Here is an 18,090-nt window from a genome sequence, read left to right on the forward strand (position 1 = left end):
AACTGATAGTCGTAATTGGTTGTACTATTTTCGGCAAAAATATAATTAGTAAGTAGTTTAAAACCGTTTTCTTTAATATCCTGTTTATCGTAACTATAAATAGTATCAAAAAAGTTTACAATGTCTAGCTTTCTAGGAAAACGCCTTGTACTGTCGTAATAATATGCTATAAAATTATCTGTTTTTTCTCTTATGCATTGTAATGTGCTATCGTCTAGCATATCTGGACGAATAATAAAAATAGAATCTTGGGCACCAATAGCTGCCATTTCTCTTTTAATTCTATCAAAAACAAAAGTCTTTTTTAAATTCTTACCAAATAGCTTCGAGACAAAATTTTGAAGTTTATGTCCTAAGTTTCTATATTGAAATCCAGGTTTATCTAAATATAAAATGGACGCTTCTACCCCATCATAATCATTTAATGCTTTTTGAATATGCGATGTATACCCAAAAGCAGATGGCGCTATAATTGTTATTGTCATTTTACGTTTTTAGAATTGCTATAAAACCAATTAAAATATTGATGCAAACAAATGTATTAAATTCAAATTAATTTTATCTAATTTTGCATCTATGAATGATATCTCGGTAATTATTATTAATTACAATACAGCAAAATATACTTTAGAATGCATACAGTCTGTATTAGACTACACTGCTAAGCACTTAACTATAGATATTATTGTTGTAGATAATAATTCGGAAATGGCAGATTACCAACATTTAAAAAACAATTTCCCTAATCAAGAAAATGTCTCTTTACACCGAAGTATAATTAATACAGGTTTTGGAGGTGGTAATATGTTTGGTGCTCAGTTTGCAAAATCTAAATACATCCTGTTTTTAAATAATGATGCTATGCTTAAAAACGACTGTTTAGGCATTTTACATGATTATATGGAGCAGCATCCTAAAGTTGGGGTTTGTACAGCGCAAAATTACGATGAACATGACAAACATGTTATTTCGTTTGATCATGATAAAGGTATTAGAAAGCTTATTTTTGGACGTAGTTTTTTAGAGAAGAACTTTTCTAAAACACACCCAAAACGTAAAAAAGAATATACAGAGCCAGTAACTGTAAACTTTGTAAATGGTGCTTTTATGTTTTTTAGAAGCGATGTCTTTGCAAAAGTTGGGGGATTCGATACTAATATTTTTCTGTATTTTGAAGAAATGGATATCTGTTTTAGATTAAGGCAAGAAGGTTATACTAGTGTTTTAGTTCCCGAAGCAAAAATATTACATTACCAAGGTGTAAGCACTGGAACGTCTAAAGTTATTAGTAAGGAAGGTTTTTTATCGCATATATATGTTATTAAAAAAAACTACTCGTATGCTAAATACTGCTTTATCAAGTGGTATTATTGTTTAACTTTTTTACTAAAGCCTAAAAAATGGTTTATGCTTGGTTTAGCTTGGAGAGGAGCACCTTTGTGCAAATCGTTAAAGCAGAAACAGAGTATTAACTTCTAAGTATCCTTTTTAAACGTTTATAAATAGAATATTTACTATTAAAAATCTTCTTTTTAAATTTTCTTTTGGTTCGTTTTAGTCCTTCTTTTTGAAAATCGCTTAAAGGTATATTATCTAATATGTAATTAATAACTGTAATACTAGTTTCCCATCTAAAAATCTCAGATTTTGAAGACCATGAACTTTTTTCATGAACACGATAAACGGACATTACTTTTTTTAATTTCTTAATTTTTCTTTCCTTTAAAATGGTTACATATAAAGGCCAATCTCCTATTGGTAATGTATTGAATTTTTCAGGTAATGTAAAATCGTTTCTTATCATTACAGTTGGGGTATGCATAAAGTTACCTTTAGAAAAATCGTCTAAACTATAATCTTCTTTTTCTGTATTGGTAATATTATCGTCTATTAATTTCCCCTCTGTCTCATCATAAATTTTAGCCTCATGAAAACAAATGGCATAATCGTTATTTGCCTCTAAAAAATCCACTTGAGTTTGAAGCTTTTTCTCATCAAGCATATAATCATCTCCTTCACAAAAAGCAATATACTTTCCCTTGCAAGATTTTATAACGTTTACAAAGTTGGGAACCATCCCTATATTGTTTTTATGGTATGCAATATTAAACTTATTAGGGTACTCTTCTTGATATCTTTTTAGAATTTCTTGAGTATTATCTGTAGAGGCATCATCTCCAATAACAATTTCAAAATCGAACGTTGTTTCTTGAGCCAAAAAGCTATCTATAGCTTGTGCTATAAATTTTTGATGATTGTATGTTAATACGGCTATTGAAACTAATGGTTTAGACATCTTTTATTTTTAAAATTTATTTTGCAGGTATACCTTTAACTGTTGTATTTGCCGCTACATTCTTTGTTACTACTGCTCCAGCCCCAATTATAGCATAATCACCAATTACTACATCTGGTAGAATAGTACTATTTGCTCCTACAGAAACGTAGTTACCTATTTTACATCGCCCTAAAACGGTTGCTCTTGGAGATATTTCGCAGAAATGGCCTATAGTTACATCATGATGCAATGCTACATCAAAATTAATTAAACACCCTTTGCCTATACTTACAGAATTACTAATAAATACACGTTGCATAATATTACACCCTTGCCCAATAGATACATTAAACTTACCAACATTTGCATTAGATGCTATTATCGTTTTAAAATCGCCTCCTAATGCTTCTATTTTATTTACTAAATTTTCTTTTATTGTTGTGGTACCAATTCCTGTACAAAATACAGGATTAACAGTTTCAAAGTGGTGTTTTAAATCTTGGAAGTTGGTAATTATTTTAAATTCGTCATAAAGCATGTTTTGCATTTCATTGCCTGAAACATTATCAAAAAAAACAAGAGGGGTAACAAACTGCTCATGCAGTATTTGCAGTACTTCTTTAGCATGACCTTTAGCACCTATAACTACCATTATAATGTATTAATTAAGTTACATATTTTAATTACATCTTCTTTTTCTAACTCATAAAAAAGAGGCAAACATAAAATGCAGTCACAAATAGATTCAGAAATTGGCATACTAACAGAGTTCTCCAAATATGGAAGTTTATTCAATGACGGATAGAAATAGCGCCTTGGAAAAATCTCTAATAACTTTAACTTTTCTAAGACGGCCTCTAAATACTGCTTATTTTCAAAAATAACAGGCATATAAGAGTAGTTTCTATCTGTTTGAGGCCTAAAACGAGGAAATTTTAAATTAGAATTATTTTCTAATAACTCCTCGTAGAGCAATGTTAATGTTTTTCTTTTCTCAATAATTTCATCAATATATGGTAGAACGCTTAAACCAACTGCAGCTTGCATTTCTGAAGCTTTCGCATTAATTCCTAACCCGTAATATTCCAAAGGTCCATTATGTCCAAAATTATGATGGTAATAACATTTTTTATATAATGTTTCATTAGGAATAAAAATAGCACCACCTTCTCCAGTATGAAATAATTTAGTAGCATGAAAACTAGTCGTTATAACATCTCCATACGAGAATATAGATTTACCTTTATAGTTTACAGCAAAGCAATGTGCTGCATCATAAATAACTTTAAGGTTATGTTTTCTTGCAATAGTTTCTATAGCTTCAATATCGCAAGGGTTCCCAAATACATGTGTTGCTAAAATAGCTTCTGTATGCTCAGTTATGGCTGCTTCAATTTTAGCAGGATCAATAGTTAACATATCTTGTTCAATATCTACAAAAACAGGAGTACATTTCTCCCAAACAATTGCAGATGTAGTAGCTACATAACTAAAAGGTGTTGTAATAACTTCTTTTGTTATACCTAACGACTTTAAGGCTATTTGCAAAGGCAAAGTACCATTGGTTGTTATAAAAAAATTAGAGACTTTTAAATATTTTGATAGCTTATCTTCTAACTCCAGAAGCAACTCCCCTCTATTAGTCATCCACTTTTTATCCCAAGCTCGTTTTAAAATCCCTTCAAATTCCTCTATTGGTGGTAAAAAGGTTTGCGTTACGTTTATCATAACTAACAAAAATAAAAAACTTAAGCCTATAATTACTAAAAAAATAAATAATTTATAATTGAGAAAGTTAAACTCTAAAATGCATAATTTTACACTATAATAGTTCTAAATATGAGAAAAAAAATACTTATCATTCCTTCTTGGTATCCAAACAAGGATAATGAGCTTGTTGGCTCTTTTTTTAGGGAACAGGCAAGTTTATTAAATAATAATGGGTTTGATATTAAAGTACTATATGGTATAGAAAAAGAAGTTGGGTTATTTCTCTATTTAAAAAAAAGCTTCATAAACTTATTAAAAAAAAGTAACACCCTAAATACAAGCTATTTAAAACAAACACCTACAGCCTATGCCTTTCCGATTTTACATTATAAAAAAACCTCTGCAAAACTAAAACTTAAAAAGAGCAAACGTAAATATCAAAAAGCTTTTAAAGCTATAACTACACATTGGCAGCCAGAACTTATTCATGCTCAGTGTAGCGCTAATGGAGGTATTTATGCGCATGCCCTATCTGTAATTAATAATCTCCCATTTGTAATTATTGAACATCAAGTGTTTTTATTAAATCATTATAACATCAAGGTGCAAAAGGGCATGAAAAAAGCTTTAGAAAATGCCTATAAAACTGGAGCGGTAAGCTATCACCAAAAACGTTGCATATTAATGAATCAAATTGATTGCAACCCAGAAATTATATGGAATTTAATGGATGAAAAAAAGTTTAAAATAAGTACAAACACAGCTAATAAAAAATTCACTATAACAACCATTACCTATCCTGGGCTAATAAAAGACTCTGAAACTTTTTTTAAAAGCTTAGAGATTTTTCAAACGCTATGCAAGTCAGATTTTGAAGCTATCATTATTGGAAACGATGCCTTCGATGATATTTCTAAAGCTAACAGCTCTCATTTTGAACTTCAAGCAAAAAAATATAATGTGTATGATAAGTGTACATTTTTACCTCAACTAAGTCGAGAAGACATAAATACAAAACTACAAGCTTGCGATGTTTTTGTATCTACAAGTGTTGCCGAAACGTATGGTGTTGCTGTTCGTGAGGCTATGCTTTGCGGAAAACCTGTAATAGCAACAAAAAGCGGAGGTGTTGAAGATTCTATAACTCCAGAAACCGGTATTTTAATACCTCTTAAAGATGCTCAATCTATTGGTGAAAGTTTGTTGAAAATAAAAAATAAGGAGTACAATTTTAATCCTGAAAAAATTAGAAACCACATAATCAACCAAAGTGGAAGCGCTGCGTTTATTAATACAATGAAACGCTTTTACAGTTAAACACATATAAAAACAATTGCAAAAACCAACATTTATTACACAGTAAAGCATAATTGAATATTAAAACAATGAAAGAAGAAGTTTTTAAAGTTTTCGAAATATTAAAAAAAGGAGGTATTATTCTTTACCCTACAGATACAGTTTGGGGTATTGGTTGTGATGCAACTAATGCAGAGGCTGTAAGAAAAATATATAAACTAAAACAACGGGCAGAATCTAAAACCATGATTTGTTTAGTTAACAATTATAGTATGCTAGAAAGGCATGTAGACAATGTACCAAATGTTGCATATAACATTATAGAATTAGCAGTAAAACCTACAACAATCATATACGATAACCCTGCGGGAGTGGCAGAAAACCTAATCGCTAGCGATGATACTTTAGCTATACGAATTGTAGATCATGAATTTTGTCAACGATTAATACGAAAATTAGGCAGGCCTCTTGTTTCTACATCAGCTAATATTGCTGGAGAACCAACTCCTAAATCCTTTAAAGAAATAGATGAAGCTATTTTAAAAGGTGTAGATTATGTCGTAAATTTGCCTAGCGAAAAAGGAAGTACAGCCATACCTTCAACTATTATTAAAATAAGTAATAATAGTGGTATAAAAATAATTCGCGAGTAAAGTATATAATGAATTACAAAGACGCCCTTCAAAACAATATATTTCAAATTATTTCAAAATCTGCAGCAGAACTATCTTTAGATTGCTATGTTATTGGTGGATTTGTTAGAGATTATTTGCTACAACGAGGAGATGCAAAAGACATAGATGTTGTTGCTGTTGGTAGTGGTATTGCATTAGCGAAACAAGTTGCTAAAAACCTACCTAATAAACCTAAAGTTCAGGTTTTTAAAACCTACGGAACAGCAATGCTACGTTACAATGATGTAGAAATTGAATTTGTAGGCGCTAGAAAAGAATCCTACACAGAAAACAGTAGAAATCCCGTTGTTGAAAACGGTACATTACAAGACGATCAAGACCGCCGCGATTTTAGTATTAATGCTCTAGCTCTAGATTTATCTAAAGCAAACTTTGGTGATTTATTAGACCCATTTAATGGTATTGAAGATTTAAAAAATAAAATTATACGTACGCCTTTAAACCCAGATATTACTTTTAGTGACGACCCTTTACGCATGATGCGAGGTATTCGTTTTGCTACGCAGCTAGGGTTTACAATAGAAAAAGAATCGTTAGATGCCATTACAAGAAATAACGAGCGTATAAAAATTATTACCAAAGAGCGTATTGTTGTTGAATTAAATAAAATTTTAAGTAGCAAAACACCTTCTGTTGGCTTTCTATTATTGGAGCAGACAGGACTATTACAGCATATTTTACCTGAGTTAACAGCTTTAAAAGGCATCGATGAAGTAGAAGGACAAAAGCACAAAGATAACTTTTACCATACACTAGAAGTTGTAGACAATATTTCTAAGCATACAGATGATGTTTGGTTACGTTGGGCTGCTTTATTACACGATATAGGAAAATCCCCAACAAAACGTTTTAGCAAAAAAGTGGGTTGGACATTTCATGCTCATGAATTTGAAGGATCTAAAATGGTATACCATTTATTTAAACGCTTAAAAATGCCCCTAAATGAAAAGATGAAGTTTGTGCAAAAACTAGTCTTTATGAGTTCTAGACCAATTGTTTTAGCTCAAGATACAGTAACAGATTCTGCTGTGCGTAGACTCGTTTTTGACGCAGGAGATTATGTTGATGATTTAATGACACTTTGTGAGGCTGATATTACTACTAAAAACCCTAAAAAATTTAAAAAGTATCATAACAATTTTAAAATTGTTCGAGAAAAAATTATAGAAGTAGAAGCTAAAGATAGTATCCGTAATTTCCAACCACCAGTAACAGGAGAAGAAATAATGAAAGCCTTTAATTTAAAGCCATCCAGAGAAATAGGAATTATTAAGGAAGCTATTAAAGAAGCTATTTTAGAAGGTGAAATACCTAACGAACACGAAGCGGCCTTTAATTTAATGTTAGAAAAAGGAAAAACTTTGGGTTTAAAAATTAATAATTAAAGATTTGGAAAAAGAGTAATAACTATGAAAAAAGACAATAAAAGAGTAATATACTGGTTACTAACAGGTTGTTTATTAATCTTTATAATGGTCGTTGTAGGCGGAATTACAAGATTAACACACTCTGGCTTATCTATATCTAATTATAAACTAATTTCTGGTACTATTCCTCCAATGAATGAAGTAGAATGGAATGCTGCTTTCGATTTATACAAGCAATACCCAGAATACCAAAAACTAAATAATAACTTTACGCTACAAGATTTTAAAGACATCTACTTTTGGGAATGGCTACACCGTGTTATTGGTCGTTTTATCGGCTTGGTATTTTTTCTCCCTTTTTTATATTTTTTAATAAAAAAACAACTCACAAAAGCAACAATAAAAAAATCTATAATATTATTATGTCTAGGCGCATTTCAAGGTTTTTTGGGGTGGTATATGGTAAAGAGCGGATTGGTAGATAGACCCGATGTAAGTCACTTTCGTTTAGCAGCACATTTAACAACGGCCTTTATTACCTTTGCTTATACTTTCTGGGTTGCGTTAGATTTAATATTTCCTAATAAAAAAGAAGTCAATAAAAAACTTAGAACTATTATTCGTGTTGGGTTAATAGTACTCCTATTACAAATCATTTACGGAGCTTTTGTTGCTGGTTTAGATGCTGGTTTTATTCATAACCATTGGCCAATGATGAGTGAAGGTAAATTTATACACGAAACGGTATATATAGAACAAACACCAGTATATAAAAACTTTATAGAAGGTCGTAGTGGTGTACAATTTACTCATAGGATGTTAGCATATATTGTTGTGCTTTTAATAGGTTTTATATGGTATAAAACAAAAAAAGAGACCTTAACAAGGTTTCAAGCTAAAGGCGTTAATAGTTTATTAATCCTTGTTGGAATTCAATTTTTATTAGGCGTTTTAACTTTAATATTAGCCGTACCAGTTTGGTTAGGAGTAGCACACCAAGTTGGAGCTTTTTTCTTATTAAGTGCCATGACATTTACTTTACATCGTTTTAGTAAATAATTGAAAAACCTTTATCTTTGCAATCTTAATTTTCCACAATGATTTACAGATTTAGAGTCATCCTTGACAACGACACAGATGAAGATATTTTTCGCGATTTAGAAATACGTGAAACGGATACACTAGAAGACCTACATAACATTATAACACAGTCTTTTGGTTTTGATGGCACAGAAATGGCTTCTTTTTATATTAGCGACGACGAGTGGAACCAAGGCGAAGAAATTTCCCTGTTCGATATGAGCGAAACAGGAAACCAAGTACGCTTAATGAATGAAACTGCTCTAGATGATACTGTACACGAAGCACAAACCAAACTAATCTATGTTTACGACTTTTTAAACATGTGGACTTTCTTTGTTGAACTGGCAGAAATAGCAGAAGAAAATGAAGGAGTAGATTACCCCAATTTAATGTTTGTACAAGGACAAGTACCAGATAGTGCTCCAGAAAAACTGTTTGAAGCACAAAGTGACGAAGATTTGGATGACGACTTTAATATTGATGATTATGACAATCTAGATTTTAATGAGAATTGGAATTAATAAAAGTCACTAAATACCAAAAATAAAAAAATGCATTCTCCATAAAGAATGCACTTTTTTATTTATAAATTGTAACAAAAATTAACATTAGTCGACTTACTTTAAAATCAATCAAAAAACTCTTACATCTTGGAAACCATTCTAAAAATTAAAAACCTAACAAAAAAATACGGCTATCTTACTGCTGTAAAAGATTTATCATTCACTATACAAAAAGGCAATGTTTATGGCATTTTGGGACCTAACGGAAGTGGAAAATCGACAACATTAGGTATTGCATTAAATGTAGTAAATAGAACTTCTGGCGAATTCCAATGGTTTGAAGGAAACACCACTACACATGATGCTTTAAAGAAGGTTGGAGCAATAATTGAGCGTCCAAACTTTTACCCATACATGACAGCTTATAAAAACTTAAAGCTAGTCTGTAAAATAAAAGGCATTGACGATTCTAAAATAAACGAAAAACTAGACGTTGTTGGTTTATTAGAAAGAAAAGACAGTAAATTCAAAACATTCTCTTTAGGTATGAAGCAGCGATTAGCTATTGCTTCTGCCTTATTAAACGATCCAGAAATACTAATACTAGATGAACCTACCAATGGTTTAGACCCACAAGGAATACACCAAATTAGAGAAATTATACGCGAAATTGCTAGTAATGGTACAACCATACTTTTAGCCTCTCACCTTTTAGATGAAGTAGAAAAAGTATGCTCTCATGTTGTTGTACTTAGAAAAGGAGAAAAATTATACTCTGGTCGTGTAGACGAAATGATTTCCAGTAATGGTTTCTTTGAGTTAAAATGTGATGCACCATCTAAACTAACTGCATTTTTAAATACACATCCAGCTATAAAGGATACTAAAACAGAAGGTGATTTAATTACAGCGTTTTTAAGTGAACCTATGTCTGCTTCAGAGTTTAATAAACAACTAGTAGATAAGGGCATTTATTTATCACACCTAGTAATGCGTAAAGAAAGTTTAGAAGAACAATTTCTTCAACTTACAGACAACAAATAAGAATCATCAATCTCAAAAAACCAATCAAAATAATGTTACGACTTTTAAATATAGAATTCATAAAACTTTGGAATAATAGAGCCAGTAAGGTATTAATTCTTGCCTATTTTATCCTTTTAACTTGTATAGCCTTAATTGCTGCTATAAAATTCGACATTGGGCCAATTAAATTTCACTTAGCAGAACAAGGAATTTTTAATTTCCCATATATCTGGCACTTTAATACTTATATTGCTGCCTCACTTAAATTCTTTTTAGCCATAGTTATTGTATCTATGATGGCTAATGAGTATAGTAATAAAACCATTAAACAAAACTTAATAGACGGATTAAGCAAAAAAGAGTTTATTGCCTCAAAATTTATAACAGTAGCAGTATTTGCTTTAATATCTACTCTTTTTGTATTTATTGTCTCTCTCTTTTTAGGGTATGGTTTTTCTAGTATTACTGAAACCTACCATGTGTTTTCAGATTTAGAATACTTATTAGCATTCTTTATAAAACTAATAGGTTTCTTTTCTTTCTGTTTGTTTTTAGGAATACTTATTAAGCGTTCCGCTTTTGCATTAGGGTTTCTATTTGTTTGGTATGTTATAGAAAAAATAGCCTATGGCTTACTTACTTTTCAATTTGAAAGTACAAAAGAAATTGCTGGTTCTATTACACAATTTTTCCCACTAGAATCAATGTCTAACTTAATAAAAGAGCCTTTTTCTAGATTAGGAGCTGTTAAGGAAATTGCAAACCAAGTAGGAGAACAATTTAATTTTGATTATGCAGTACACTGGTATCAAATATTAATAGTATTGGCATGGACTAGTATTTTTATATTCTTCTCTTATAGATTATTAAAAACACGAGATTTATAACATTTTATAAACTTATTACTTAAAAAACTTAGGTTTCAAAGATAAATTGCACAAAAAAAACAGATTATCGGATAATTCATCACTTTCATCATATTTTACACTTTTTAACATAAAAGTGTAAAATATGTAATATATTTGATAGCTATTGCTATTGAAAAATGAAAAAACTATTATTTACACTTCTGTTTTTAAGTGCTTTTTCTGTCTTTGCTCAGAAAGAAGCATCTAATTGGTATTTTGGAGATAATGCTGGTATTAATTTTAATGTCGACACAGGAGTCGTTACACCTTTAAATGACGGTGCTTTATCTACTGTTGAAGGGTGTACAACTATTTCTGACACAGATGGCAATTTACAATTATACACCGATGGGTCTACTCTTTATAATGCCAATCATCAAGTCATGCCAAATGGTTTTGGATTACTTGGAGATGAATCTAGTTCACAATCGGCATTAGTTGTGCCCAAACCCGGGGACTCTACTATCTATTATGTATTCACTGTTGGATCCAATCAAAATCAAACAGGCCTAAATTATTCTGAGGTAGATATGACGTTAGATGGAGGTTTAGGTGATATTACAACTACAAAAAACGTTAATTTACTAAATAAGTGTTCCGAAAAAATATCAGCAGTCTTAAAAGACTGTACAACTGGAAATATTTGGGTTATTACTTTATCAAATACAACAGGGTCTTCTTCTAGTTTTATGAATTCGTTTCATGCTTTTGAAGTTAGTAGTGCTGGTGTAAATACTACAGCAGTAGTCTCAACAATAAACGGGTTAGGAATTAGCGATTCTAGAGGAAACTTAAAATTCTCTCCAAACGGCACAAAATTAGCCTGCGCAAATTCTGGTTCTGGATTATTTATTGCAGACTTTAATGATGCGACAGGTACTGTAAGTAATATGGAGACCTTAACCATTTCTACAGATAATAATAATCGCCCTTATGGTGTAGAATTCTCACCAAATAGTCAATTATTATATGTTACATCCTCTAATGACTATTTTAACCAATCAGACCCAAGCCAAAACAATATTCCAGGTAACCACAGTTCATCTTTAATACAATACGATTTAACCTCTAATAATATTTCTAACAGCCAAATAGTAATAGACGAAAGGCAATTGTATAGAGGCGGCTTACAATTAGGGCCAAATGGAAAAATATATAGAGCATTAAGCGCCACTTACGATCAAGGAATTTCTTCTTTAGCCATTATAGACAGCCCCAATACACTTGGAACTGGTTGTAATTATATACATCAAGGCATTGCGCTATCAAATCCATCCAGACAAGGATTACCTCCTTTTATTCAATCTTTTTTCTCTCAACAAATAGACATTATACAAAATGGTATAAACACTATAGAACTTTCATTATGCGAAGGCAGTACTTATACTTTAATGGCAGAAGACTTAGCCAATGCTACCTATACTTGGTATATGGATGGAAACCTTTTACCAGAAACAGATTTCGATTTAGAAATTGATGGCCCAGGAGTATATACCGTAGATATACAATTAAATAATGGGTTTTGTGGAGATTTAGAAGGTCTAGCAGAAGTGTCTTACTTTGCTATTCCAACCGCAACACAGCCTAACGATATAAATGTTTGTGATGACGATAATGATGGTTTATCTGAATTCGATTTTAGTGCACAAGATAGTACTGTCCTTAACGGTCAAGATCCCGATACTTTCGATGTTAAATATTATGCTACAATGTCTGATGCTGAAATAGGCATTAATAGTATTAATGGACTTTATGAAAACACATCAAACCCGCAAACAATTTACGTTAGAGTTGAAAATTCTGGCTACAGACGTTGCTTTGATATTACTACATTTCAAATAGAAGTTTTTAATACGCCTACAGTAGCTAATGTTACTAATTTAGAAGCTTGCGATGAGGATACAAATGCTATGGATGGCCAAACTGAGATTAATTTGCTTAATTTCAACTTAGATGTTTTGGGCACTCAAGATGCTAATGAATACACTGTATCTTACCACGGTTCTCAAAATAATGCCAACAATGGTAATGCACCATTACCCAATACATATACTAATATCACGCCTTTTAACGAAACTATTTTTGTTAGAATAGAAAATAATGGTAACGCTAACTGCTTTGCAACAGGACCAGTAACATTAACAATAAATCCAATTCCCGAAGCTTTTAATAGTGACTTATACCAATGTGATGAAGATGGAAGTGTCGATGGGTTTACTACTTTTAATTTAACAGAAGCAAATGATGTATTAACAGGTAGTACACCAGATCGTTCAACAACATTCTATTTATCATTAGCAGATGCACAAACAAATACTAATCCATTAAACAGTACTGCATACAATAACGCACAAAACCCTCAAACAGTCCATGTTAAAGTCACTAATGACTTAACAGGTTGTGTTAATTATAGTGAACTTGTGCTAGAAGTAAGTACAACAGCTATAAACGATTATGTTGCTCCAGAAGTCTGCGATGAATTAGGCTCTGAAGATGGTAAACATTTTTTTAACCTTAATGATTTCTCAGCAGAAATTTTAAATGGATTACCAGCAGGTTTAACAATAAACTATTACGAAACATTTAATGATGCTCTTCTAGAGCAGACCCCATTAGATATGGTCTATGAAAATACTATACCCTATTCCCAGACCATTTATGTTAGAGTTGAAAATGACAATGCCTGTTATGGTATTAACGAAGTATTACTAACTATAAATCCATTACCTCCTGTAGCAAACGATGAAACTATTTTATATTGCTTAAATGATTTTCCTGTTCAACAAACAATTAGTTCTGGAATACCATCTCCTAACATTAATAATTATTCTTACAGTTGGTCCAATGGCCCTAACACAGAATCTATTTTAGTAAATGAAATTGGAACATACACCGTTACAGTTACAGATAATTTAACTGGATGTTCTAAATCTAGAACAGTAACAGTATCCCCTTCAAATATTGCAACAGTAGATTCTTTACAAGTTATAGATGGTAGTTTAGGTAATAATCAAATTACAGTAATAGCCTCTGGAGAAGGAGAATACCAATATGCATTAGTAGACGAGGATGGTAACACTACCCCTTATCAAGATAGTAATGTATTTACACAAGTCTCTCCAGGCATATATTCAGTACTAATTAAAGATATAAAAAACAATTGCGGGATTACAGAAGAAATGATATCCGTTATTGGATTTCCTTTATATTTTACACCAAATGGAGATAGCATAAATGACACTTGGCAAGTATATGGTATATCGCCCAATTTTCAACAAAATTCTAAAATTTATATCTATGACCGATATGGTAAATTAATTACTCAAGTTAAAGCATCAAGCAGAGGTTGGGATGGAACATACAAAGGAAAACCTTTACCACAAAGTGATTATTGGTTTTCTGTAACTTTAGAAGATGGTCGCGTTTATCAAAATCATTTCACTTTAAAGCGTTAAGATTACATGTTAAATTACAAATCCATAAGAACTCTTTTTTTTATTTTGAGCATTGTGTTCTCGCATACACTTTTAGCTCAAAATGAAACTGCTTTTTGGTTTTTTGGAGAAAATGCTGGATTAAACTTTAATAGTGGTTTTCCTAGCGCTGCACTTAATAGTCAAATATTTACAACAGAAGGGTGTTCAACAATATCTAATAAGCAAGGCCAACTATTGTTTTACTCTGATGGAATAACTGTTTGGAATCGAAACCATCAAATTATGCTTAATGGAACAGGATTAAATGGAGATGACTCTAGCACACAATCTGCCATAATAATACCACAACCAGGCAGTAACTCCATTTACTTTATTTTTACAGTAGATGCAAGAGCAGGAGAATTTGGGTTACAGTACTCTATTATAGATATTACTTTAGATGGCGGTTTAGGTGGTGTTACAAACACAAAAAATGTTTCGTTGGCAACACCTACGACTGAAAAAATAACCGCTGTAGAAAGCGCAGATGGAGAAAGTATATGGGTAATTGGACATGGTTGGGGAAACAATGAATTTTTAGCCTATTTAGTAAGTGATACGGGGCTTAATACTACACCTGTTATTAGTTCTGTAGGCTCAGTACATGGAGGAAACACCAATAGCTCAATAGGTTATTTAAAAGCATCACCTAATCGAGAAAAAGTAGCTTGTGCAAAGTCTCATGGAAATGAAGTGCAGCTTTTCGATTTTAATGCTACAACTGGAGAACTTACCAACCCAATTACTATTTCTAATTATGCGACTAACACTGTTGGTCCTTATGGTTGCGAGTTCTCCCCTGATAGTAGACTCCTCTATATTTCTGAAATTATTGATTATAATAACGTTCAGGAAACTTCAAAAATCCACCAATATAACATAACCTTACCAACACAGGCTCAAATACTTAATTCAGATATTATAATTGCTGAAGAAGATGGGCAATTAGGAGCTATTCAACAAGCTTTAGATGGAAAATTATATATAGCAAAATTTGGACAATCTTCTATATGTGTTATTAATGATCCAAATGAAATAGGTACAACTGCAAATTACGAATCTGAAACTATCTTTTTAGGAGGTGAAACATCTCGCTTAGGTTTACCCCCCTTTATACAATCTTACTTTTTTGCTACTAACGTATTTAATAATACGTGTTTTGGTGATTCTACAGAATTCTCTATAGACACATCAACAACAATAGATAGTATAACATGGAATTTTGGAGACCCGGCATCTGGAGCTAATAATACATCAAACAATATATCGCCAACTCATGTTTTTTCTGCACCAGGGACATATAATATTACCATAAGTATAGTTGCAGAAGGAGAAAATCAACTTGTGTTAAGAACCCTAACTATTTCTGGTCAACCACCAGTAATGGATTTAGATGACTTAACAACCTGCCAATCTAATGATAATGCAACTACAGATCTAACAAGTGTTATCCCTAATAATATTTTAAATGACACTAATTTCATTTTATCGTTCTATGAAAATGAATTAGATGCTACAAATAGACAAAATGGTATTGTCTCCCCTAGTTTTTATCCAACACCGCAAACCAATCAAACAATATATGTTAGATTAGAAAATGTTGGAGGTAGCGATTGTTTTAGTATTAGTAATTTTGAAATTATATTAAACACACCTCCAGATATAGAACCTGTTGAAAATGTTTTCTTTTGCGAAGATATAAACACTAACAATTCTAATATTACAATAGATGTTGGAGATTTACCTTTACCAATTAACAATTATGCCTTCCTATGGTTAGAATCTAATGAAATAACACCTCAGATTATAGTCGATGAACCCGGCACTTATACTGTTAGAATTACCGAAACAAATACTATCACCTCTAATAACCCTGAAGGTTGTTATGCCGATAGAATTGTTAATGTAGATTCGTCAAGCATTGCAACTATAGATCATATAAGTACTACAGGAAACAGCGCTACAATATATGTATCAGGATTAGGAGATTATGAATACACATTAGACAATGAAAATGGTGTATACCAAGACTCTAATATTTTCGAAAATTTAGAACCAGGTATTCATGTTGTCTATGTTAATGATAAAAACTCTTGCGGAGTTGTACAAAAGTCATTCTCAATTATTGACTTCCCAATATATTTCACTCCTAACGGAGACCAAGTAAATGACTATTGGCAAGTAAAGGGAGTGTCTTCTGAATTTCAATCAAATTCTAAAATTTACATATTTGATAGATATGGTAAACTAATTACTCAAATAAAAGCTTCTAGTCGAGGTTGGGATGGAACATTAAATGGACAACCTCTTCCCAATAGTGACTATTGGTTTTCTGTAACTCTTGATGATGGTCGTGTTTTTATGAATCACTTCACTTTAAAAAGATAACAACAAGGTAGGGTTTCACTCTATATAGTTGTTATATAATATATAAATATGTCTATTCTGCTCCTTTCTTTTATTATATATAATTTAAGACATTACTCTTATGTAATATAGAATGACATCACAAAACTATTTCTAATGAGAAAAATTACTATTATAGCTTTTTTAGTTGTTTCACTAAATGCTTTTGCACAAGACAAAACAACCGATTTAAAAAAAATCACAAAATTATACACTACTGAATTAAAATTAGATAATGGACAATCGAAAAAAATAAAATCTATTTTTAGTAAATACCAAAAAGAATTATACAATAAAAATATCAAAGCAAGTGATTTCAACACTAAATTGAAGTTACAAACACTTGATATACATAAAGTATTATCTAAAGAACAATTTGAAGCTTATCTTAAATTAAGATCAAAACATCAACCAGAATTAAGCTACAGATTTAAATAAACCTCTAAACATTAAAAAATGAAATTACTACGAAATAATTTCTTATTCATCATATTCATACTAAGTTTAAATGTCTCTTTTTCGCAAGGTACTACATGTGCAGATGCTAGCCCTTTTTGTGCAGGAGATACATCATTAGTTTTCCCTAATACATCTGGAGCAGGGAATGCAGAACCTGGACCTAATTATGGTTGCTTAGGTAGTCAACCAAATCCAGCTTGGTATTTTATTCAAATAGATGACCCTGGTACTTTAACATTTAATATCATTCAAAACACTCAAGCAGATTTTAATGGTACAGGTATAGATGTTGACTTCATAACATACGGTCCTTTTAATAATACAAATGTATGTGGCCAATTAACCGCCGCAAATACTGTAGCATGTAGTTATTCTGGAGCTTTCATTGAAAACTTCACCATAAACAATGCAATGACTGGAGAAATATACATTCTACTAATTACTAATTTTAGTAATAACCCTGGGTTTATCCAGTTAGAGCAAACTAATTCCAATAATAATGGAGCTGGTTCTACAGATTGTTCAATAGTAAATACATTAAATTTTTGTGATAACGAAACTGTTAGTTTAGATGCTACTACCACTGCTGCTGTTACATATACATGGGATCAAGATGGCACAGCTCTTACTGAAACAGGACCAATTTTAAATAATGTTGTAGCACCAGATGCAACATATACTGCTCAAGCTTTTGATGCAAATAATGCTTTAATTTCTACTGTTGAATTTATTTTAGATTTTCATGAAGTCCCAACAGCCAATGCAGTTCCAGATCAATTAATCTGTGATGACAACAATGATGGTCTGTGGGCTTTTGATTTATCAGCCATAGAAGCTACGGTATTAGGCAGTCAAACAGCAGGAGACGTCACCATTACATTTC

General features: G+C 31.6%; 14 protein-coding genes and 2 pseudogenes. 12 read left to right on the top strand and 4 right to left on the bottom strand.

Going from position 1 to position 18,090, the window contains the following annotated elements; all coding sequences use genetic code 11:
* A pseudogene (locus ACVC2P_RS02480) lies at positions 1 to 485 on the bottom strand (hypothetical protein); the annotation flags it as partial.
* Between the two features lie 91 nt (positions 486 to 576).
* Between ACVC2P_RS02480 and ACVC2P_RS02485 the strand changes: the two are divergent.
* Complete coding sequence (locus ACVC2P_RS02485) at positions 577 to 1,479, top strand: glycosyltransferase family 2 protein (protein ID WP_452596902.1); 903 nt, start codon at positions 577 to 579, stop codon at positions 1,477 to 1,479.
* Here ACVC2P_RS02485 and ACVC2P_RS02490 read toward each other — a convergent pair.
* Genes ACVC2P_RS02490 through ACVC2P_RS02500 form a run of 3 tightly spaced genes read right to left on the bottom strand, consistent with a single transcriptional unit; the run spans position 1,469 to position 4,006 of the window.
* Positions 1,469 to 2,296 carry a glycosyltransferase gene (locus ACVC2P_RS02490; RefSeq protein WP_452596903.1) on the bottom strand — a complete coding sequence of 276 codons (828 nt, stop codon included), beginning with the start codon at positions 2,294 to 2,296 and terminating at the stop codon, positions 1,469 to 1,471. The two genes, ACVC2P_RS02485 and ACVC2P_RS02490, sit on opposite strands and share 11 nt — an antisense overlap.
* Positions 2,297 to 2,312: 16 nt before the next feature.
* On the bottom strand, positions 2,313 to 2,930 hold the full coding sequence (locus tag ACVC2P_RS02495; protein ID WP_452596904.1) for a NeuD/PglB/VioB family sugar acetyltransferase: 618 nt from the start codon (positions 2,928 to 2,930) through the stop codon (positions 2,313 to 2,315).
* The gene (locus ACVC2P_RS02500) at positions 2,930 to 4,006 is read right to left on the bottom strand and encodes a DegT/DnrJ/EryC1/StrS family aminotransferase (protein WP_452596905.1); all 1,077 of its coding nucleotides are present in this window, start codon (positions 4,004 to 4,006) and stop codon (positions 2,930 to 2,932) included. The genes ACVC2P_RS02495 and ACVC2P_RS02500 overlap by 1 nt, the downstream gene beginning before the upstream one ends.
* Before the next feature lie 111 nt (positions 4,007 to 4,117).
* Between ACVC2P_RS02500 and ACVC2P_RS02505 the strand changes: the two genes are divergently transcribed.
* The 11 genes and pseudogenes from ACVC2P_RS02505 to ACVC2P_RS02555 all read left to right on the top strand — a co-directional run.
* Entirely contained in the window at positions 4,118 to 5,305 is a 1,188-nt protein-coding gene (locus ACVC2P_RS02505; protein WP_452596906.1) for a glycosyltransferase, read from the top strand.
* Positions 5,306 to 5,373: 68 nt separating this feature from the next.
* Complete coding sequence (locus ACVC2P_RS02510; RefSeq protein ID WP_452596907.1) at positions 5,374 to 5,937, top strand: L-threonylcarbamoyladenylate synthase; 564 nt, start codon at positions 5,374 to 5,376, stop codon at positions 5,935 to 5,937.
* Positions 5,938 to 5,945: 8 nt separating this feature from the next.
* Entirely contained in the window at positions 5,946 to 7,364 is a 1,419-nt protein-coding gene (locus ACVC2P_RS02515; RefSeq protein WP_452596908.1) for a CCA tRNA nucleotidyltransferase, read from the top strand.
* A gap of 24 nt (positions 7,365 to 7,388) precedes the next feature.
* A complete protein-coding gene (locus ACVC2P_RS02520; protein ID WP_452596909.1) occupies positions 7,389 to 8,405 on the top strand; it encodes a COX15/CtaA family protein in 1,017 nt (338 codons plus the stop codon).
* A gap of 38 nt (positions 8,406 to 8,443) precedes the next feature.
* Positions 8,444 to 8,950: an IS1096 element passenger TnpR family protein gene (locus ACVC2P_RS02525; RefSeq protein WP_452596910.1), complete on the top strand. Its 507-nt coding sequence runs from the start codon at positions 8,444 to 8,446 to the stop codon at positions 8,948 to 8,950.
* 129 nt (positions 8,951 to 9,079) lie between these two features.
* Positions 9,080 to 9,976 (top strand): ABC transporter ATP-binding protein, encoded by an 897-nt coding sequence (locus ACVC2P_RS02530; RefSeq protein WP_452596911.1) that lies wholly within the window; start codon positions 9,080 to 9,082, stop codon positions 9,974 to 9,976.
* A 32-nt stretch (positions 9,977 to 10,008) separates the two neighbouring features.
* Positions 10,009 to 10,845, top strand: coding sequence for an ABC transporter permease (locus ACVC2P_RS02535; RefSeq protein WP_452596912.1), 837 nt, complete (start codon positions 10,009 to 10,011; stop codon positions 10,843 to 10,845).
* A gap of 158 nt (positions 10,846 to 11,003) precedes the next feature.
* A complete protein-coding gene (locus tag ACVC2P_RS02540) occupies positions 11,004 to 14,321 on the top strand; it encodes a T9SS type B sorting domain-containing protein (protein ID WP_452596913.1) in 3,318 nt (1,105 codons plus the stop codon).
* Between the two features lie 54 nt (positions 14,322 to 14,375).
* The gene (locus tag ACVC2P_RS02545; RefSeq protein WP_452596915.1) at positions 14,376 to 16,730 is read left to right on the top strand and encodes a T9SS type B sorting domain-containing protein; all 2,355 of its coding nucleotides are present in this window, start codon (positions 14,376 to 14,378) and stop codon (positions 16,728 to 16,730) included.
* Between the two features lie 135 nt (positions 16,731 to 16,865).
* On the top strand, positions 16,866 to 17,186 hold the full coding sequence (locus tag ACVC2P_RS02550) for a hypothetical protein (RefSeq protein WP_452596914.1): 321 nt from the start codon (positions 16,866 to 16,868) through the stop codon (positions 17,184 to 17,186).
* A gap of 18 nt (positions 17,187 to 17,204) precedes the next feature.
* Positions 17,205 to 18,090: pseudogene (locus ACVC2P_RS02555) on the top strand (T9SS type B sorting domain-containing protein); the annotation flags it as partial.

The organism is Pontimicrobium sp. MEBiC01747 (assembly GCF_053601635.1).